We start from the raw sequence: 19,659 nt of genomic DNA on the forward strand, positions 1-19,659 counted from the left end.
GGATTAATCTAGCTCTCTAGCTGGAGCATTAATTCGTTGTTTTTGCTGCCAATCAGGAGCAATCCAAACTGGCTGATTCGCAGGCTCAAGCATCGGTTTACCTAAAATCATGTCGGCTGCACGTTCGGCCACCATGATGGTTGGCGCATTCAAGTTACCATTTGGAATCGTAGGGAAGATGGACGAATCCACCACACGCAAACCTTGAATACCTCGAACACGACACGTCTCATCCAGCACCGCCATTGGGTCATCATCTGCGCCCATTTTGCAGCTGCATGATGGGTGATAGGCGCTTTCAACGTTTTCCTTCACCCACTGATCGATAGCTTCATCACTGGTGATCTCTTTACCCGGCTGAATTTCTTCACCTCGATAGTTATCCATCGAAGGTTGCATCAAGATTTCACGGGTTAAGCGGATACAATCGCGCCAATCTTGCTTATCTTGCTCGGTCGATATGTAGTTAAATTCGATTCTTGGTTTCGCATGAGGATCAGCAGATGTAATGGCGATTGAACCTCGGCTCTCGGGCTTGTTCGGGCCAACGTGAACCTGAAAACCATGGCCATCAAAGGCTGCTTGACCGTCGTAACGCATCGCTGCTGGCAAGAAGTGATATTGGATATTTGGCCACTTCAACCCTTCGCGCGAACGAATGAATGCGCACGACTCAAAATGGTTGGTCGCCCCTAACCCTTTACGAGTCAGAATCCACTCCGTTCCGATCAACCCTTTGCTGATCAAACCTAATTTGCTGTTAAGAGTGATCGGCTGCGTGCAGTGGTATTGGAAGTAGACTTCGAGGTGATCTTGTAGGTTTGCCCCAACGCCAGGTAAATCATGAGCCACTTCAACACCGGCTTGTTCCAAGACAGTTTTAGGGCCAATGCCAGACAGTTGTAGCAATTGAACAGAGCCAACTGAACCCGCACTTGAAATCACTTCTTTGCTGGCAAAGGCTTGTTTTACAATGCCTGATTTTTCAAACTCAACGCCAATAGCGTGTTTGTTTTCTAGAATAACTTTTCGAGCAACCACGCCTTTGATAAGGGTGAGATTAGAACGTTTCAATGCACGTCTTAAGTAGGCGTTAGAGGTAGAAGCTCGCACACCGCCATCGACCGTCATATGCATTGGGCCAAAACCTTCTTGCTGATAGCCGTTGTAGTCAGACGTTTCTGGATAACCGGCATCTTTTCCGGCATCAATGAAGGCTTGGTAAAGAGGATTACGCTGCATGTCGTTACCACCGCAAGTCCCGACAGGTCCTGAGCCACCGCGGTAGTCGTCTTCGCCACCAATCCAACTTTCAGCTTTGCGGAAATAAGGCAGACAAGATTGATAACCCCAACCCTTAGCACCCTGCTCTTCCCACTCATCAAAATCACAAGCATGACCACGAACATAGACCATGCCGTTGATCGATGAGCTGCCACCTAAGACCTTTCCACGTGGACAGTGAAGCTGACGGCCATCAAGGCCTTGTTCATTCACGGTCTCAAATTGCCAAGCGTACTTTTCGCTGTTCATCGGGTAAGAAAGCGCAGTCGGCATTTGGATAAAAATACTCTTATCCGTGCCACCTGCTTCAAGCAGTAACACCTTGTGCTGACCACTTTCGCTTAACCGATCCGCCAACACACAGCCGGCCGAACCCGCGCCGACGATAATATAATCGTAGCGTTCCATCATTTAATCTCTCCGTGATTTGGTTAGGTGTAAGGGCTGGCGTAATCGCCTAGCTCAATTAAGACACTCTTAGTCTGGGTATAGTGTTTCAGGGTTTCTGGGCCATTTTCGCGACCAATACCAGAATGCTTATAGCCACCGACAGGCATTTCTGCAGGAGAATCACCCCACGTATTTACCCAACAGATGCCCGCTTGCATTTGATGAATAACGCGATGAGCACGAGATAAGTTTTGAGTGAATACACCTGCTGCTAGGCCATAATCGGTATCGTTAGCTCGCTTAATGACGTCGTCTTCATCATTGAAAGTCAGCACCGACATAACTGGGCCAAAAATCTCTTGCTGCACATGCGGCATACTGTCATCACAATCGACAAACACGGTCGGGGCCACAAAGTTGCCAGTCTCAAGACCATTGTCCGTCACTTGATAGCCACCAGTCAGTAACGTTGCGCCACTCTGCTTTGCACTCTCAATCGCTTGAAGTACCTTGCTCAAATGGTCTTTAGAAATCAGCGCGCCAATCTGGGTAGCCATATCCATTGGGTTACCAACGATCAGCTTTTCAGTGCGAATTTTTAGCTGCTCAATAAACTGCGGATAAATCGATTCATGAACAAACACTCGTGTGCCATTGGTACACACTTCACCTTGGGTATAGAAGTTTGCCACCATTGCCGCTGAAACAGCGTCATCGAGCTTAGCGTCTTCAAACACAATCATTGGTGACTTACCACCCAGCTCCATCGTCACTTGTTTAAGTGTTTTCGCGCTGTCGGCCATCACTTGTTTGCCTGTACCTGATTCCCCCGTAAATGACACCTTGGCAATATGTGGGTGCGCAGTCAGCATTTGCCCTACACGGTGATCGCCTTGAACAACGTTGAACACGCCATCTGGCAATCCAGCTTCGGTGAAGATTTCCGCTAGTTTTAGCGCACTCAGCGGCGTTTCTTCTGATGGCTTGAAAATCATCGCATTACCGGCCGCTAGGGCTGGCGCTGATTTCCACATCGCAATTTGAATGGGATAGTTCCACGCGCCGATGCCAGCACAAATACCCAAAGGCTCACGGCGAGTATAGAAAAACTGGCTTTCACTGAGTGGCTGCTGCTCACCCTGCATCGCGGGTACTAAACCGGCAAAGTATTCGATAACATCTGCGCCAGTGGCAATATCCACTTCCATCGCTTCTTGCAGCGGCTTACCGGTGTCTACCACTTCAAGCTCAGCCAGCTCATCGTTACGCTCACGAAGCAGCGCGACTGCCTTAAGTAAAATACGGCTGCGCTCAGTTGGGCTCATTGACGACCACACCGCAAAACCTTTTTTTGCAGACTCGATGGCTTGTTCGAGATCTTGCTGACTCGCTAATCCAATCGTTGCCAGAGGTTCGCCATTAGCTGGGTTATATGTAACAAAGCTTTCACCAGACGTGGCCTGCTGTGCTTTTCCATCGATAAATAGTGTTTTCATATCCATTTGAAGATCTGACTTTGAAGTTATTTTAGGGAGTAGAATGTAAGTTGCTTGTCGAGATAATCGTTGATGATCTCCCGTGCTTTGTCTGCATCAATGCCTTGTGGGTTGAGCGTTCCACGTAGCCAGATACCATCAATCAAAGCCGCAATACCATGCGCAACAACGTCGGCTTGGTGAGCGTTCAGCAGCGCTTTAAGTTCAATTTTAAGGTGGGATAGCAGGCGCTTCTCGTTGACGTGCTGAAGACGTTTCAACTTATCGTCATGCATAGAATATGACCAAAACGCCAACCATGTCTTAGCCACTTGGTTTTCAGCCTGAAAGCCAACAAAGTTGCCATCAACAATCGCAAGGATACGCTGCTGATGCGCCTCTTTTGGCAGTTCAGCAAGCTTTGCCATGATAGTAGCCGAGTGCTGACGTAAGATCTCTCGCATCGTCTCTTCGAGCAGACCATGTTTGCCACCAAAATAGTGATTAATGATCCCCGTTGAAACACCGGCTTCTTTGCTGATCAGCGCAATACTTGCGCCATGCAAACCTACACGATCAATCACCGCCATCGTCGCTTTAACAAGCTGAGGTTTCCGTATTTCTGGCATGCCAACTTTCGGCATTTTGTATCCCTTTTCTTTTTTTATTGAACGTTCAATTAAATATAAAATGCCTCAAAACCCTTTCGATCTCAAATTATTTATCTAAAAAACCGATCTAGAAACGTCATAACACCTGCTAGTACTAATAATTCAAGTTAGGCTGCTGACTCGGTAAAACCAAACAAACATAACCAAGAAAAACCTCACAAAAACAAAAATTAAACATTAAAATCAAATGCTTAATGAAAATCGCCACAACATAATCAAGCTAAACCCTCACCAAGTAACCCTTCCTTGACGACACCAAAAAATCATCTGTAAATAAATATTTAGTAGGCGAAACATTTTTAAGTTTGAAACATTCCACCAGCTAAAAAATCAGCCGACAACACACCTCAATACACAACTGTCGACATAACAAGCTGCGATCAGTCAGGATCGAAAAATCGCCCTGCTTAGCAATAGTAAATCAGGGCGACAGGAGTGTTTCAGCGATGTTTAATGAGAAGAATGAGACGCCGTTAGATTAAACTCTAAGGCAGGTTGAAGCAGTTTCGGAGGCGGTAATTGGCCGTCTCTCCCCTCTCTAATTTCGACAAACTGCGCACGTGTTGTCTGCTCATCCAGCATGGTATTGTCGTGTTTTTCATCACCAATGGTGGTTTTATAATGGAGGTTTTCCACTTTGTCGGGATAGTTATGGCACAGATAGACCTCAGTATTATCTTTTAGCTCATACAGTTTACGGATCGATTCAAACATTTTTTCTGCACTACCACCGGGAAAATCCGCCCGCCCAGTACCGTGATAAAACAGCGAATCGCCGACAAACAGCGCATCACCAATCTTAAAAGTGAGGTCTGAAGGGGTATGACCTGGGGTGCTCATCACTTCCAAATGGGAGTTCCCAAAGTCCATTTCATCGCTCTCTAACAAGAAGTGTTCAAAGTGGTAAAGCTCACTTAGGCACAGATCGCCTTTCCATTGCGCGTAGACCTCTTTCACCCCCTCAGATACCGAGATAGGGGCATTAAAATACTTACTGAGGTAAAAAGAGCCCGATAAGTGATCGGCGTGAATGTGAGTCTCTAGGATAGCCACAATATGAAGCGACTTTGCTTCAACGTGAGCAATGAGATCTTGAGCCGACTCATAACTGATCTTGTCGGATTCAGGGTCGTAATCGGCGACTGGGTCGATAATGATCGCTTCCTTAGTATCATCATCAGCCACCACGTAGCTAATTGTCCCAGAGATAGGATGGAAGAAGTGTTGAATATTCTGAGATGCCATTTTGCCCCCTCAGGAAGACGTTTCCTTTTACTATTTACAAAGCACTCAACAATATTCAGTGTAGTCGCTCGGCTCCTCTTTGAAGGGTAGAAAATAAAAAAGGCCCCGATGCCAAGCAGCGGAGCCTTTCAAATCATGATGTTAGCGGTTAAGCATTTTCTGCGTCTTCAACCATCGCTTTCGATAACGCTTCTGCCACCTTGATACCGTCAATACCCGCCGACAAGATACCGCCTGCGTAACCTGCGCCCTCACCCGCTGGGAAGAAGCCTTTTAGGTTAATGCTCTGGAAGTCTTTACCACGCTTGATACATACCGGAGACGATGTACGAGTCTCTACGCCTGTCAGTAGACCATCATCCGATGCAAAGCCTTTGATCTTCTTATCGAACGCTGGAATCGCTTCACGAATCGCTTCGATTGCAAAATCCGGTAGCGCTTTCGAAATATCGGTGAGGTGAATACCAGGAGTAAACGACGGCTGAACATCACCAATCTCACTAGGATCGCAACCTTTTAAGAAGTCACCAATCTTCTGCGCTGGCGCATCGTAGTTTTCACCACCAAGAACATAAGCACCTGACTCAAGCTCACGCTGGAAACGGATACCTGCTAATGGGTCACCTGGGTAATCACGCTCTGGGTCGATGCCGACAACGATAGCGCTGTTTGCGTTACGCTCTGAACGAGAGTATTGGCTCATACCGTTCGTTACTACACGGCCTTCTTCAGACGTTGCCGCAACAACAGTACCACCAGGACACATACAGAAGCTGTATACAGTGCGGCCATTTTTACAGTGGTGAACCAATTTGTAGTCTGCCGCGCCAAGAATTGGGTTTCCTGCGTTTTTACCAAAGCGGGCTTCGTCGATCATTGACTGCTTGTGTTCGATACGGAAACCAACCGAGAATGGTTTTGCTTCCATGTAAACGCCACGTTCGTGCAGCATTTCAAACGTATCACGTGCACTGTGACCAACAGCGAGAACAACATAGCGAGATTTAATCTCTTCGCCATTTGATAGCGTTAGACCTGTGATTTGGTCGCCATCCATGTGGATATCGTCAACACGAGTGCTAAAGCGGATTTCACCACCCAGTTCGATGATTTTCGCACGCATTTTCTCGATCATCGTAACCAGTTTGAAAGTACCGATGTGCGGCTTACTTACGTACATGATCTCTTCTGGTGCGCCTGCTGCAACGAACTCAGTCGTCACCTTACGGCCGTAGAAGTTTGGATCTTTAATTTGGCTGTATAGCTTACCGTCAGAGAATGTACCTGCACCACCTTCACCAAACTGTACGTTTGATTCTGTGTTCAGTGTACGCTTACGCCAGAAGCCAAACGTATCTTTAGTACGTTCACGCACTTCTTTACCACGCTCAACCACGATTGGTTTAAAGCCCGCTTGAGCAAGGATCAGCGCGGCAAATAGACCACATGGACCAAAGCCAATAACCACTGGACGCTCAGTAATATTCTCTGGCGCTTTCGCAACGAACTTGTACTCCATATCAGGAGTTTCTTTTACATGCGGGTCGCTAACGAATTGCTCTAAAAGCGCAGCTTCATTCTCGACAATCACATCAAGCGTGTAGATAAGTAGGATGTTGGCTTTTTTACGAGCATCGTAGCCACGTCTAAATACATTGTAAGAGATGACTTGGTCTTCAGAGATGCCAAGTTTCTTGGTGATGGCAGCAGTCAGCGCCTCTTCCTCATGATCAAGAGGAAGCTTGATTTCATTTAAACGTATCATGTTGATGTCTCGTATCGATAGGTGTCTTAGCCAAAACCGTTTGACGAACGGTCAGCTCACAATGGCGCGCATTTTACGAGAAATTGGTTTGTCTGTCATACTAAATCATAGTTAGGAAATAACATTCCCGATTTAGCATATTGAATTTTAGCTTGGGATGAGTATTATCCCCTATCTTCAAATTCACTCGGTCAACTGGCCTTAAACTTAAGAGCATTCATCATGGCGTTTGTCGTAACTGATAACTGTATCCAATGTAAATACACTGACTGTGTCGCTGTATGCCCGGCAGATGCGTTTCATGAAGGTCCAAACTTTATGGTCATCAACCCAATCGAATGTATTGATTGTGGTCTGTGTGTTGATGAATGTGATGCCCACGCGATCTTCCAAGAAGACGAAGTGCCAGACGATCAAACGGTCTACATTTCTTTGAACGCAGAACTTGCCGAGCTATGGCCAGTACAAACTGAAGTGAAGCCAGCAATGGATGAAGCAGAGAAGTGGAATGGCGTGCCTGATAAATTGGGCATGTTAGAAAAGTAATTAGCACATTTCTGCACAAACTAGATACACAAAGAGAGCTGACAGTGATTGTCAGCCCTCTTTTCGTTCTTGCGGTACCTAAAGACTACCTTTCGCCCAACACTTCAAATTCATCGTAAGTTAGGCGTGCTTTGCCATCGTCTTGCATCGTCCAAACTTCTTTATGAACCATACCGAACGCTTTGTTCATCGTCCATTTCGACGCCAAAATGTAGCTTTTCTCGTCTACTTTCTCCCAAGTTGTTTCTTGGTAAGCAACCTCATAAAAACCTTGGTCCATAATGTTCTGCCAAAACGCTTGGATTTGTTCGCGGCCTTCAAACGTACCAAATGGTTTCGCCACCATGGTTGTGCCTTCGGCGTATTGCTCTGCACAACCTTTTGCATTTTGGCTGTTAAACGCGACTTTCCAAGCTTCAATGCCCGCTTGGCATGCGACTAATACTGAATCGTTCATTTTCCTTACCTTCTCTGCTGTCTGGTCATACCCAATCCACGGTTTCACTTGTGTGTGATAAGTCAGAAACCTTTGGGTCGTCTTTCGAATGAACTCAATATAGGCTCATTAATTAACCTGAAAAACAATATAATTAGAAAACATAGTTCCAGAAAAACGAACAATATGAATAAACATAAACAGATGCTGATCTTTAAAACGATCGTAGAGGCAGGCTCTATCACCAAGGCCGCAGAAAAACTGGAACTGTCTAAGTCGGTTTTAAGCACTCATCTCAAGCAACTAGAAAGCAGTCTAGAACTGGTATTGCTCAAACGAACAACTAGGCAACAGTCGCTTACTCCTGCGGGGGAAAAGTTCTATGCGCACTGCGTCTCCATGAACGATATTGTCTCTTTAGCATGGGACGACATCCGACGCTTTTCGTCTGAACCATCTGGGACTCTCGCCATCACCGCCCCCAATGCACTGATGGAACATTTACTCATTCCCGCACTATCAAAAGCATTTCAGCCGTTCCCAAAAGTCTCACTCAAACTCATCGCCGATGACCATAAACTGGCGCTGATGCAAAATGATATTGATTTGGCAATTCGAGTCGGGAGCTCACCAGACAGTAACTACAAACAGAAAAAAATTGGCGAGTTCAAAGACTGGCTGTGCCAAGCGAGCTCGACTCAAACAACACCCGCAGAGAACCGTTATATCGCCAATCAGTGGCAAGGAAATATCATTAAACACACGGTCACTCACTGTGTTACTAAGGAAAGGCTCACTTGGGAGTTTACTGCCCATCATCAAGCGAACAGCATTAACCAAGTCGCTTTAATGGTGGAGCAAGGGTTAGGAATAGGGTTAATTCCAGAGTTTATTGCGATGAAGAACCCCAATATTGAACGCTATCAACCACAATATGAGCTTGAGAAAAATAGCGCTTATGCGTTGCACCCTTACACCGGCCCAACGCCAAAATCGGTGCAATTGGCGATTAATGCCATTGAGGAAAAGCTAAGGGAAATGACGGTGTAAAGCTAACACTGAAGACTTGAACGAGTTGAAGGTCTTAAAGAGACACACCTATGCCCTTTGTAGAGTAGCGAATAACTTATGACTAATAATTTGCCTCCAATTACCCACAGCTCTATGCCTACGCCGGCAGAAAATTCCGAACAAGGGTCAATCGAAAGTTCGCTCTGGTCAGTCATCACAGCTATTATGGTCATGCGAAAAGAAGTGGCCGCTACCGATTGACTAATCACCTAAACTCAATAGTTGTAGCGCTTAAACCACTGCTCAAAGAACTCGATAAACTTATATACTTTTAGGGGTGTATAAGTTCGCTCTGGGTACACAAGACTGATGGTAATCTTACCCTCTTGATAATTTGGCAATAACGACACCAACCTATTTTTCTCAAGCATTCCTGTTTGCGAAGGCTTAGGCAGAAAGCCCATTCCCGTTCCTTGCTCGACAATATGACGAACGATCGCCGTGCTATTCACTTTAACCCTACGATTAAACGTCACCTGCTCAGCCCTACCTTGCTTTTCAAATGTGAAGGTACTTGTTCGTGCATTACGATGAGAAATTAACTGATGATTAGTCAGCTCAGCCGCTGTTTTGGGGTGGCCATACTCAGCTAAATACTCCGGAGAAGCCATCAAGTGAATCCCCAAATCACCTATTCGTTTATAGATGAGCGTAGAGTCCGGAAATTCTGCACTGGCCCGAATACAAACATCGAAGCCTTCTTCGACCATATCAACAAAGCGATCTTCAACCGAAATATCGAGCTCAATCTCAGGATACTGTTTTAAAAAACCTGCACATAGATTAGCGCTGTCTCGATCGCCCAAAACACTCGGCATACTCACTCGCAGTAACCCTGAAGGTGTTCCTCTCAGCTCGGCGATTTCACTTTCTGCGATCGACAATTGAGTGACTATTTTTCGGCAATGTTTAAGAAATGATTGGCCCGACTCTGTCAACGTCAGAACACGCGTGGTTCTTTGCAATAAACGAGTACCGAGGGATTTCTCCAGTGCCGAAATCTGCTTGCTCACATAAGAAGGTGTGGTGTTTAGCTCATCGGCTGTTTTTGAAAAATTTCCCGTTTCGGTCACCCGAATGAATATCCGCATTGCGTTGAGCTTATCCATGCTTGCCGTCGCTTTATTTGTTCCAATATGGAAAAACTGTTAACCAACAAGGTATGTTTATCAACCGAATAGGAATAAATACCATGACTCTCGATTCGTAAATGGAGAGACATCATGAAAGCTGTTCAACTTAATGAAACAGGACGAGTAGAAATTCGAGATATCGCCGTTCCAGAACCAGAGCACGATGAGATTCTGATTAAAGTTGCGGCGGTCGGCATCAACCCTGTCGATTGGAAGATTGCGTCAGGGCAACTTGACCAGTTGATTAATCAACCTTTACCTCTCACCCTTGGCTGGGATGTAGCAGGTGAAGTGGTTCATGCAGGCAAAGGCTACCTTGCAGGAGATAAAGTTTACGGCATGAAAGCCATCGGCCAAGAGGGTGCGCTATCGGAATACTGCACCATCAAGCGTTCACTGCTTTCACTTGCGCCGAAAACCTTAGATATTGTAAAAGCGGCCTCTGTCCCTATGGTTAGCTTAACGAGCTGGCAAGCCTTATTCACAGCAGGAAACATTCGTCGCCATCAGCGTGTTCTAATTCAAGCGGGCGCCGGTGGGGTTGGTTCAATCGCGATTCAATTGGCCAAAATCATGGGGGCTTATGTAATTGCCACCACCTCGGAAAAAAATAGAGATTACGTACTTGATCTCGGTGCAGATGAAGTGATTGATTACAGGACAAGCAACATTGTCGATGTCCTAAAAGACAACCCCGTTGATTTGGTTCTTGAGTCTCAATCAGGGGAGTTTCAGCTCGAAGCGATTGAAGTGCTAAAACCAAAGGGAAAACTGGTGAGTATTTCGTGGATTCCGCCGGAAATCATACAAGCCGCAGAGAGAAAAGGCATCGAAACAGAGTTTGTTTTCGTTCAATACAATGCAGAGCATTTGCGTCACATTACCGACTTAATTGATGAAGATCAGCTTAAAGTGACTATCAGTGGTCAATATCATTTCGAGGACATTGCTGAAGCTTACGATGAGAGTAAACAAGGCCGAGTGCGAGGGAAACTGGTCGCCACTTTCTAATTCTTATGCCACATAATCCTTAGACGATTACCTCATTTCTCTTATGTATGGAAGCACAAAAGAAAAAGCGCAGTGATTGGCCATCACTGCGCTTCATTGTGTTCTGAGGTTGGTCTTTAGCTGTGCTGACCGCGTAGGTTATCCAGAATAATGCCTGTCGCCATTGCTACGTTCAATGACTCTGTGCCACCGAAAGCTGGAATGGTGTACCTGATAAGTTGGCATATTAGAAAAATATCAAAAGCACAAAATTTTGAAGGGATGGCGTAATACGTCAGCCCTTTTGATACCGTCATCCTCAAGAACGAGGAACGAGTGAGTTGGGGATCTCTTGAAGCCTACTGCTGAATTTTATTTGGACAGAACCTTAATAGGTACAAACCAACTCACATCGCGTATACAGGATCTACGCCATTCATCATTAGAAAAATAAATGAAAATAAACCTATCTTTAATTATTCAAACCTGTATAGTTGCTATCGCTCTGACAAAGAGTTGTTTAAAGATAAAAATATAAAGTAAGTTTTCCAGTGTCATCCTTAGCAAGTTTCTCTCTGTATCTCCCTTAATTCCCTATCTCCAAAATAATACCTATGTTCAGTGCACCTTAATTTTAATTTCATAAGGGGCATAATATGTCTAATCAAGCAATTGGTACAGTAAAGTGGTTTAACGAAACTAAAGGTTTCGGTTTCATTTCTCAAGAAAATGGCGATGATTTATTTGTTCATTTCCGAAGCATTTTAGGTGATGGGTTTAAGAAGCTTGTTGAAGGAGAAAAGGTTTCCTTTACCATAGGTAAAGGACCAAAAGGCCTTCAAGCTGAAAATGTAACGGCACTTTAGTCTTACAGTTGAATTTTAACTTCCTTATCATTATTCGTGTGGTAAGGCAGTTGCTCTGACAAATAGTTGTTTCAAGATAAAATATAAAGAAAGTTTTTCAGCGTCATCCCTAGCAAGTTTCTCTCTGTAACCTCCCTTAATTCTCTATCCTAAAAATAATACCTATGTTCAGTGCACCTTAATTCTAATTTTTATAAGGGGCATAATATGTCTAATCAAATAGTTAATAACGAGAATAGATTTAATAAAAGTAAAACTATTCAAAATAAACAAACTTCAATCACTGAAAGAGTGAAGGTGAATAGTCTTCTCCAAAGAGTTGCCAATGGCCAAGCTGGTGTTGTTTTGGAGGAGTTATTTTGAAAAACAATGTAAGAAAGAAGATCTGGTTCAAGTTAAAAAAGTGTGAATCAAGTACTAGAAAATATTTTTTGTCAAATTGAATATATAGTTTGTAAGGAGCTGGGTCATCGACCTCTTTTTAATACCCTAGCAAACTTTGGGCACAAACAATTCAGAATCACCTCACGCAATGAAAGAGCCCTGCGTTTTAAAGGCAACTCGAAAAACTTAGAGAGATTCCCTACTCCTTCCTTCGTCAGTCTATGGAATGACAGAGAGCTCGCGTTACTTTTGACTGGTTAAGGTATCGCTGCAGTTTGTCGACCGGTAAAGTCTATCAGTTGTGGAACCAACTCAATAAAAAACTCCATCTGCTCAAAATAAAAAAACGCAGTGATTGGCCATCACTGCGCTTTACTATCACGTTTGGTTTGATTAACTAAATCGCTCAGAATCCGCGTCGATCAAACTCATTATGGATAAGTACGATACATTGAGATGCAAACAGCATTTGAGGGCCAAGACTCACCTTCTGCGTACCTAAACGCTTGAGACTGTTCCAACTCTTTTTAGGCATAGGAATGTGGTCAGTTAGGATAAAACAAGCCGGGCCGCTGAACGGTTCGTCACGAATATCCGTCCCTTTCTTATCAAGTAAGTAGAGCGTGTAATCTTCTGCCAAGCGCTGAACCAATTTTTCAAAACTCACTGTTTCAACACTTAACCCTTCAGACACATCGCGCTGCTCTTCTTTCTTCATGCCAACCGAGTGTTGTAACCCTTTGGCAATCAAAGCGATCAGAGCCGACTCATGAAAGCCACCAATATTACGAAGTTGGCTAGAATCAAAACGTAGGGTACGTGAGAAATCTGCAGTACTTTCAATAACTAGATAGACCGTTACATCATCGCGATGAGATTGCGCGGTAAAGATCGCGTTCATCAAGACGTGAGCAAGAATTTCGGAATGAGCGTCACCACCGACGCCAGCGACGAAAGTGTTATGATCAGTGGATGCAGCGCGAGCACGGATGACAAAGGCTTTATTCATAAATAACCATTCATTTAAAAAGTAACAAAGGGTGCCCCGACTCATCCACTTACAAAGAGTCGAAAGCTTAAAGATGTTCTAAATTTATTCTTAACTGTGCTGACGGCGCAAGTTATCTAAGATGATACCTGTCGCCATTGCCACGTTCAGTGACTCTGCGCCACCGAAAGCTGGAATCGTGATTTTATCAGTCACGAACTTCGCTGCATGTTCACGAATGCCGTGAGACTCACTACCCATCAGTAAAATACCCTCGGCAGCAAATTCCGTTTTATGTACGCTTTCACCTTCTAAGAACGCACCGTAAACAGGAAGGTTTGATTGCTCTAGGTAGCTTGGCAGGTCAAGCTGACTTACCGTCACACGACCAAAACTGCCCATCGTCGCACTGATGGTTTTCGGGTTGTATGGGTCAGCACAGTCAGTGCTTGCCACAATGTGTTTGATGCCGTACCAATCAGCAACTCGAATAATCGTACCTAAGTTGCCTGGGTCAGACACACCATCTAATGCAATCATCAAGCCTTGTGCTTTTGGTGTTTCTACACTTGGAATTTCAACCACAGCAATCGTGGCATTATTGCTAACTAGCGTGCTCGCTTTGGTTAGGTCATCAAGCGAAGCCTCGATGCACTCAAAACCGCTCAGTTCGCTGCGATTCTCAGCCAGAAAATCAGCCGTTGCAAAGATCTGCTTAACCGTCAGAGCGCTATTCGCCAACTCAAGTACGTTCTTTTCTCCTTGCACCAAAAACAAACCATGCGCTTTACGCTGTTTCTTTTGGCCAAGAGCTCGAAGTAATTTAAGTTGGTTTTTTGAAATCATAATCTGTCCAAGGTAAGAGGGCTTAACCCAAATAAAAGCGCGGCAATTATAGAGTAAAGCCTTGGTGAGCTAAAGAGGCTAGACAAGATTACTCAGATTCTGATTGCACCAGTTCAATGATTTTTGTCGCTTTCTCGAAATGATCAAGCTTATGAGTCTGAATCCACCACGTAGCGGCTTCCATTAATAATTCTGGATCATCATTCTTGTTGGCAAAAAATGCATAGAAAGAAACGCCCACTCCCTCACCCTTTTGAGCAATCTTCTTTTGGCATACTGAAATAACTTTTTCTTGTAGTGAGCGGCGCATTGTATCCCTTTCCGTTCATAAATTTAGAGGCTTACCCTACTGAAGTTAACGAAAGCTCACAACCGTGAATTACTTAGATTGCTAACATTGAGACACAATGAAAACAATGCGATACGGCACTATCCCATTGACTAAGCCATGCATGCTAGTATGCCTATCTAGCAATTTTAGGAGCGAATAGTTGGATATGATTCAGCGCTTTGAACCACGACTGTTTGAGTTTATCAGCCAAGAGATGGTGCAAGACCCTGCCCACGACCTTAGCCACGTAAAGAGAGTAGTAAATACGGCACGTGAGTTATGCCAGCAAGAAAACGCTCGCCTAGCCGTTGTACTGCCTGCCGCTTACTTACATGACTGCTTTACCTTTGCCAAGAATCACCCAGACAGAGCGAAAAGCTCCACCATTGCGGCAGACAAAGCCACTGCATTTTTGCAAAGCATTGGTTACCCAAGCGAGTACATTGACGATATTCACCACGCAATATGCGCCCATAGCTACAGTGCCAACATAACGCCAACCACGCTCGAAGCGAAGATTATCCAAGACGCCGATAGATTAGATGCGCTTGGGGCTATCGGCATTGCACGTTGCTTGCAAGTTAGCGCTGGGTTTGGTGCTAGCCTTTATCAAGTTGATGACCCGTTTTGTACCGACCGAGAGCTGGATGATAAGAACTACACCGTCGACCACTTCTACAACAAGCTGTTTAAGCTCGAAACAATGATGAATACTGAATCTGCAAAGAAAGAAGCACGCAAAAGAACGGCCTATATGGAGGCATTTCTTCAACAGTTGAAGCAAGAGATAGACTAATTCGCTGATATCCTAACCATTAACCATAGCTCCACACATGCTCACAGCTGAGTAAATAAATGTTCCCAAGCTACTCGTCACAAGTGACTACACTTATTTAAATGACTCAGCGAGGAGCAATGTATGTTTACCCGAGCTCTTATTTTATTCACCTTATTAGTTTTGCCTGCCCATGCTCAAATGCCAGTGAATGTCGTCTGGACGATACAAGATGAATGGCCGCCCTACATCATCGATTCTGACAGCAAAAATGGGCTTGCTCACGACATCATTTCAGAAGCCTTCGCAGACCAAGGTTATCAAATCAAGAATACAATCAAACCGTGGAGTCGAGCACTTCGCGAAGTCATGACGCAACGTTTTGATATTGCCCTCACCGTCTGGAAAAGCAGCGAGCGATTAGTTTTTCTTTCCTTCAGCGATCCTTACCTGACCAACTCATTGGTTTTCGTTACCTTAAAAGGCAATCGCTTCGACTATTCGGGGCTGCCTAGCCTGACTGATAAGAGAATTGGAGTGTTGAGGGGGTATGCGTACGACGACACTTTCTTACAAGCTGAAAACTTCGACCGAATGGAGTCTGACAGTTTAGCCACCAACGTCCGAAAGCTGAAAGCCAATAGAATCGATGCTTTGATCGCTGATAAAATCTTTTTCCGTTGGTATGTCAAAACCAATCAGATGGACATCAATGATTTTGAGCTTGTTGCCCAACCTTTAGCGGTAAACCCATTACATATTGCGATCAGCCGAGAGCACCCTAAACGGGAAGAGATACTCTCTGCTTTTAACGCCGGCCTTAAAGCACTTCAACAGTCCGGTCGGATAGCCGAGTTAATTGAGCAATACCAATAAAAAACACCAATAGCAATAAAGCCAAGTGATTCTAAAAATGGCGAGGTTATTACACCTCACCATTTTTTTAGCCTTGAGAAATATCGCTATTCACCTTAGCCTCAAACTCGGCAATACGGGCGATAAATGCGGGTTTGTCTTTCTTCGATATTGATGTTGCCAACGGCAGATTGGCCTTCATTGGATCGACAGCTCTGTTCCTGACTCGCACTTCAAAGTGCAGGTGTGGCCCAGTTAAGCGCCCGGTTGCACCTGACAGTGCTATTTTCTGTCCACGTTTAACCTGCTGGCCTCGCTTCACCAGAGACTTACTCAGATGCAAATAACGCGTGGTATAGACACTGTTGTGCTCAATAACGACATATTTACCAGCATAGGGGTGGTCTCTCACCGCGACAACTTTGCCATCACCGGTTGAATAAATGGGTGCACCTACAGGCGTGGCGAAGTCCGTACCGTTATGTGGCGAAATTCGCCCTGTCACTGGGTGCTTACGTTTTGGGTTAAACGGTGAGGTAATCCGGCGGTATTGAACATCTATCGGATAACGGTTAAAGGCGCGCTCTAAGCTGTTACCCTCTCGGTCATAGAAACGTCCGTCATTGGCTAAAAACGCAGAGACATCACCTTTCGCAAGCTTAAATGAAATCGCTTGAATCTCACTGTTTCCTGTTGGGTGGTCACCAAGGTACTGCTTATTGATCATTACATCGAACTGGTCACCGGCTCGAAGCGTACGAGAGAAATTAATCTTATCCTTCAACACCCGTGTGATTTCAGCAATCTGCCTTGATGACAGGCCCATCTTGTGAGCAGAAAGTGAAAAACTGCCATTGATCGTCCCACTGTACAATTCTTCACGCCACTCACCCGGCAGTTCTTGAAAATCATAAACAAACTCCCCGTCATCCGTTCTACGATAGGTAGCTTGCTCAACCAAACTGATATGGTAAGTCAATGAGCGTAGCTGACGAGTGTGGCTATCCACGATGAACTCAAGCTGATCACCAGGCTTAATCGTATCAAGCTGCAAGTGTTCTAGATCTGCAGCAAGCACCTTATGCAGCGTAGTGTAGGGTATGTTCCATGAAGAAAAGATATCACTTAGCGTATCGCCAACTTTGACGAAATAGTGCACGCGTATGACAGAGTCTTTCAGCGGCGCTTCAGGGGCAGGCGTGACGACAATTTTTGGTGGTGGAGTCTGCTCATCGGAGGTTGGTAGGAAGAACGCAGCAGAAAGCGCAACCCCTGCAATGGCAGATAATACTATTCTAAAATATTTCATCAAATCAGCTAAACTTATAAACAACCGATACGTTATAACATAACATAAATGGCAATTTGTACTATTTAGCTGAAAATTGACTTAAAGGCACTGACGTCTTTGCCGGACTAAGCCAGTTATTGTTCACCGTACAGGCTCTTAAGCGTCTCTCTTAGCCAGGTGATCTTAGGGTTCTGATTGTTGCGTTTATGCCAAATCATGGTGAATGGGATCACCAATTTATGCTGATGCTCTTCACCAATCGGAATCGGCAATGCAACAAGGTCTGGGTGAAGCTGTTGGCAATAGCTTTGACAATATTTAGGGGCCGTCGTCAGCATCTCATGACCGGGCTTCTCCGCAACAAACAAGGCTTGTTCGAAGGTTGCCATAGTGAGCCTTACATCGCGAGTCAGACCTTGTTCAATCAGAATATCATCAAGCGCCCACTCTTCGCTTTTCTCCCAAATCACGTTGATGTGGGAATAACTAAGGAAGGTGTCTAAATTCCACTCTTGCTCAAGGGCAGGATGATCCTTGCGCAGGTAGACGAGCGGTAAGTCAGAGAACAACACCTCAAAGTTAATGAAATAAGGCAGGAGATCTAAAGACTCTTTTGAGCGTGGGTGACTTTCTCGTCCAGTGAAACCAATGTCAACTTCGCCACGAGTGATGGCATCAATCGAATCATAGTCCCAGTTATAGAATTTCACTTTCGAGTCAGGGTAAGTATTGTGAATGCGTTGAGTCAGCTCATCAACCATAATCAACGACAGCGGCGACTCAACCCCAAGGTTAAAACGAACCCCAGTTGGTGCTTCGTCACCACGGCGAGAAATAAGCTGAGTACCAATTTGAGTCCAATCCGACAAACTCTCTTCCATACTGGTTGCCAGTGTCGTTGGCTTTAACCCCTGCGGCGTGTTCACAAACAGAGGGTCGTCAAACCAGTCTCGAAGCTTTGCCAACGATTTACTCACGGTCGATGGCGTCACATTGAGCTTCTTCGCAGCTTTGGTGACACTCTGCTCTTGCAGCAGCAATTGCAGAGTGAACAACAAATTGAGGTCAAGACGGGCAAGAGATTTCTTCATGGCATTCACTAATGTGCTGATTTGGCACTAATACTATTAGAGAGAGCCCGATAACGCTACCCATAGCCAGTGCAATAAACAGCATCATCACCGCTGAGAAACCGAGTAGTGCCATCAGCCAGATATAGAACGCCGAGCATGACACCTGTGCGATCCCCAACATTGAGCTTGCTAGCCCTGCTTTGCGTGAGAACAAACTTAATGCCTGACTCATCGCCACACCGAAACCCATTGAAAAGCCCATACTGACCAGAACAAAACCAATCATATAGAGAGTCGAGCTATCGCCATTCAAGTGAGCCGCGAGAATAGCGATAGCCGACATTAGCGTAATGATCTGCGAAGCCATCATCAGAGTATTTTGTTTAAAGTAGCGCAATAAAATTGGTGCCGAGAACGAGGTCGACATACCCACCATGGCAAGTAGAGCCATCGCTGTAGAATATTCACCACGAGAGTAATTCAGTGTACCCATCACAATCATGGGTGACGTGTTTACATAAGAAAGAATCGCGGTCACACCCAGTGAGGTAAACAACACTCGTGAAATAAAGAAACGATTGAATAGTGATTCTTGGGCATGCGCTTGATGAATTTCCTGATCATTGTTTTGAGTCGGTAAAGTTTCTTTCAAAATAACCGTAGCAATAAATCCTACCGCCAGTCCCATTGCGGCCATTGCAGTGAACAGCACCGGCCAAGGGAACTTAAGCATGATCAGATGCCCAATCACCGGCGCCAACACAGGGATCATGCAGGTAATGCCGTTCAACATCGACAAGACTTTGGCTCGCTTTTGGTCATCTAAAGTGTCACGCAATATGGCAAAGGCCACTACGTAACAACATGACGCCCCGACTCCTTGGAAAAATCGCATCACCAAGAAGCTGTCACTGGTTTCGGCAGACCCTGCCAACATCGACGCAATAGAAAAGATAACCGCACCAGCAATGGCAACGGGCTTTCGACCCAGACGATCAGCGATTCGGCCAACAAACACCATGGTAGTCGCCATGCCCGCTAGATAAATTGAAAATGCGATATGAAGCTGTGACTCACTGGCCGCTAAATCTTTGGCGATCTGAGGCAACGCGACCAAATAAAGATCTATCGCTGTTGGGTAGAGCAGCACAAAGGCAAAGCTGCATAAAAGAAATCGTGACATGTTGTCCTCGCACACTGTTATCGTTTGCGAAGATAATATGTCAACGACCTAGATTTGACCT

20 protein-coding genes and 1 pseudogene are annotated in these 19,659 nt (G+C 45.1%); 7 read left to right on the forward strand and 14 right to left on the reverse strand.

Annotated elements, in window-relative coordinates; genetic code table 11:
* Positions 1 to 3: 3 nt before the first annotated feature.
* The 5 genes from betA to EJ063_RS03170 form a co-directional block, all read right to left on the reverse strand.
* Positions 4 to 1,695: a choline dehydrogenase gene (gene betA, locus EJ063_RS03150; RefSeq protein WP_126572548.1), complete on the reverse strand. Its 1,692-nt coding sequence runs from the start codon at positions 1,693 to 1,695 to the stop codon at positions 4 to 6.
* A 20-nt stretch (positions 1,696 to 1,715) separates the two neighbouring features.
* On the reverse strand, positions 1,716 to 3,176 hold the full coding sequence (gene betB / locus EJ063_RS03155; protein WP_126572549.1) for a betaine-aldehyde dehydrogenase: 1,461 nt from the start codon (positions 3,174 to 3,176) through the stop codon (positions 1,716 to 1,718).
* A 20-nt stretch (positions 3,177 to 3,196) separates the two neighbouring features.
* Positions 3,197 to 3,793, reverse strand: coding sequence for a transcriptional regulator BetI (betI, locus tag EJ063_RS03160; RefSeq protein WP_126572550.1), 597 nt, complete (start codon positions 3,791 to 3,793; stop codon positions 3,197 to 3,199).
* 477 nt (positions 3,794 to 4,270) lie between these two features.
* Entirely contained in the window at positions 4,271 to 5,065 is a 795-nt protein-coding gene (locus tag EJ063_RS03165) for an MBL fold metallo-hydrolase (RefSeq protein WP_126572551.1), read from the reverse strand.
* A gap of 148 nt (positions 5,066 to 5,213) precedes the next feature.
* Entirely contained in the window at positions 5,214 to 6,830 is a 1,617-nt protein-coding gene (locus EJ063_RS03170) for an NAD(P)/FAD-dependent oxidoreductase (protein WP_126572552.1), read from the reverse strand.
* 222 nt (positions 6,831 to 7,052) lie between these two features.
* On the opposite strand from EJ063_RS03170, the gene fdxA reads away from it, so the two are divergent.
* Positions 7,053 to 7,376 (forward strand): ferredoxin FdxA, encoded by a 324-nt coding sequence (gene fdxA / locus EJ063_RS03175; protein ID WP_126572553.1) that lies wholly within the window; start codon positions 7,053 to 7,055, stop codon positions 7,374 to 7,376.
* A gap of 85 nt (positions 7,377 to 7,461) precedes the next feature.
* Here the strand turns inward: fdxA and EJ063_RS03180 are convergent, their stop codons facing one another.
* The gene (locus tag EJ063_RS03180; protein ID WP_126572554.1) at positions 7,462 to 7,833 is read right to left on the reverse strand and encodes a Cif family virulence factor; all 372 of its coding nucleotides are present in this window, start codon (positions 7,831 to 7,833) and stop codon (positions 7,462 to 7,464) included.
* A 165-nt stretch (positions 7,834 to 7,998) separates the two neighbouring features.
* Between EJ063_RS03180 and EJ063_RS03185 the strand changes: the two genes are divergently transcribed.
* The gene (locus EJ063_RS03185) at positions 7,999 to 8,862 is read left to right on the forward strand and encodes a LysR family transcriptional regulator (RefSeq protein ID WP_126572555.1); all 864 of its coding nucleotides are present in this window, start codon (positions 7,999 to 8,001) and stop codon (positions 8,860 to 8,862) included.
* Positions 8,863 to 9,098: 236 nt separating this feature from the next.
* On the opposite strand, the gene EJ063_RS03190 is transcribed toward EJ063_RS03185, so the two are convergent.
* Entirely contained in the window at positions 9,099 to 9,992 is an 894-nt protein-coding gene (locus EJ063_RS03190) for a LysR family transcriptional regulator (RefSeq protein ID WP_126572556.1), read from the reverse strand.
* A gap of 114 nt (positions 9,993 to 10,106) precedes the next feature.
* On the opposite strand from EJ063_RS03190, the gene EJ063_RS03195 reads away from it, so the two are divergent.
* Complete coding sequence (locus EJ063_RS03195) at positions 10,107 to 11,027, forward strand: NADP-dependent oxidoreductase (protein WP_126572557.1); 921 nt, start codon at positions 10,107 to 10,109, stop codon at positions 11,025 to 11,027.
* Between the two features lie 116 nt (positions 11,028 to 11,143).
* Here the strand turns inward: EJ063_RS03195 and EJ063_RS03200 are convergent.
* Positions 11,144 to 11,239: pseudogene (locus EJ063_RS03200) on the reverse strand (RNA methyltransferase); the annotation flags it as partial.
* 423 nt (positions 11,240 to 11,662) lie between these two features.
* Here EJ063_RS03200 and EJ063_RS03205 point away from each other — a divergent pair.
* Together EJ063_RS03205 and EJ063_RS20970 are read left to right on the forward strand one after the other, a co-directional pair.
* Entirely contained in the window at positions 11,663 to 11,872 is a 210-nt protein-coding gene (locus EJ063_RS03205; protein WP_126572558.1) for a cold-shock protein, read from the forward strand.
* 207 nt (positions 11,873 to 12,079) lie between these two features.
* Positions 12,080 to 12,235, forward strand: coding sequence for a hypothetical protein (locus EJ063_RS20970; RefSeq protein ID WP_167469860.1), 156 nt, complete (start codon positions 12,080 to 12,082; stop codon positions 12,233 to 12,235).
* Positions 12,236 to 12,662: 427 nt separating this feature from the next.
* Here EJ063_RS20970 and trmY read toward each other — a convergent pair whose 3' ends face one another.
* The 3 genes from trmY to EJ063_RS03220 all read right to left on the reverse strand — a co-directional run bounded on the left by trmY (position 12,663) and on the right by EJ063_RS03220 (position 14,400).
* Positions 12,663 to 13,265 carry a tRNA (pseudouridine(54)-N(1))-methyltransferase TrmY gene (gene trmY / locus EJ063_RS03210; RefSeq protein ID WP_126572559.1) on the reverse strand — a complete coding sequence of 201 codons (603 nt, stop codon included), beginning with the start codon at positions 13,263 to 13,265 and terminating at the stop codon, positions 12,663 to 12,665.
* A gap of 90 nt (positions 13,266 to 13,355) precedes the next feature.
* Positions 13,356 to 14,090: an RNA methyltransferase gene (locus EJ063_RS03215; protein ID WP_126572560.1), complete on the reverse strand. Its 735-nt coding sequence runs from the start codon at positions 14,088 to 14,090 to the stop codon at positions 13,356 to 13,358.
* A gap of 88 nt (positions 14,091 to 14,178) precedes the next feature.
* On the reverse strand, positions 14,179 to 14,400 hold the full coding sequence (locus EJ063_RS03220; RefSeq protein WP_126572561.1) for a DUF6500 family protein: 222 nt from the start codon (positions 14,398 to 14,400) through the stop codon (positions 14,179 to 14,181).
* Positions 14,401 to 14,587: 187 nt separating this feature from the next.
* Between EJ063_RS03220 and EJ063_RS03225 the strand changes: the two genes are divergently transcribed.
* Both EJ063_RS03225 and EJ063_RS03230 read left to right on the forward strand, forming a co-directional pair.
* The gene (locus EJ063_RS03225; RefSeq protein ID WP_208640351.1) at positions 14,588 to 15,217 is read left to right on the forward strand and encodes an HD domain-containing protein; all 630 of its coding nucleotides are present in this window, start codon (positions 14,588 to 14,590) and stop codon (positions 15,215 to 15,217) included.
* Between the two features lie 123 nt (positions 15,218 to 15,340).
* Positions 15,341 to 16,072: a substrate-binding periplasmic protein gene (locus tag EJ063_RS03230; protein WP_126572563.1), complete on the forward strand. Its 732-nt coding sequence runs from the start codon at positions 15,341 to 15,343 to the stop codon at positions 16,070 to 16,072.
* A gap of 67 nt (positions 16,073 to 16,139) precedes the next feature.
* On the opposite strand, the gene EJ063_RS03235 is transcribed toward EJ063_RS03230, so the two are convergent.
* From EJ063_RS03235 to EJ063_RS03245, 3 genes are all read right to left on the reverse strand, one after another.
* Positions 16,140 to 17,360 (reverse strand): peptidoglycan DD-metalloendopeptidase family protein, encoded by a 1,221-nt coding sequence (locus EJ063_RS03235; RefSeq protein WP_126572564.1) that lies wholly within the window; start codon positions 17,358 to 17,360, stop codon positions 16,140 to 16,142.
* Between the two features lie 116 nt (positions 17,361 to 17,476).
* Entirely contained in the window at positions 17,477 to 18,433 is a 957-nt protein-coding gene (gene yidZ, locus EJ063_RS03240; RefSeq protein ID WP_126572565.1) for an HTH-type transcriptional regulator YidZ, read from the reverse strand.
* Entirely contained in the window at positions 18,408 to 19,598 is a 1,191-nt protein-coding gene (locus EJ063_RS03245; RefSeq protein WP_126572566.1) for an MFS transporter, read from the reverse strand. The genes yidZ and EJ063_RS03245 overlap by 26 nt, the downstream gene beginning before the upstream one ends.
* Positions 19,599 to 19,659 lie beyond the last annotated feature (61 nt).

The sequence above is a fragment of the Vibrio aquaticus genome (assembly GCF_003970385.1).
Taxonomy (GTDB): domain Bacteria; phylum Pseudomonadota; class Gammaproteobacteria; order Enterobacterales; family Vibrionaceae; genus Vibrio; species Vibrio aquaticus.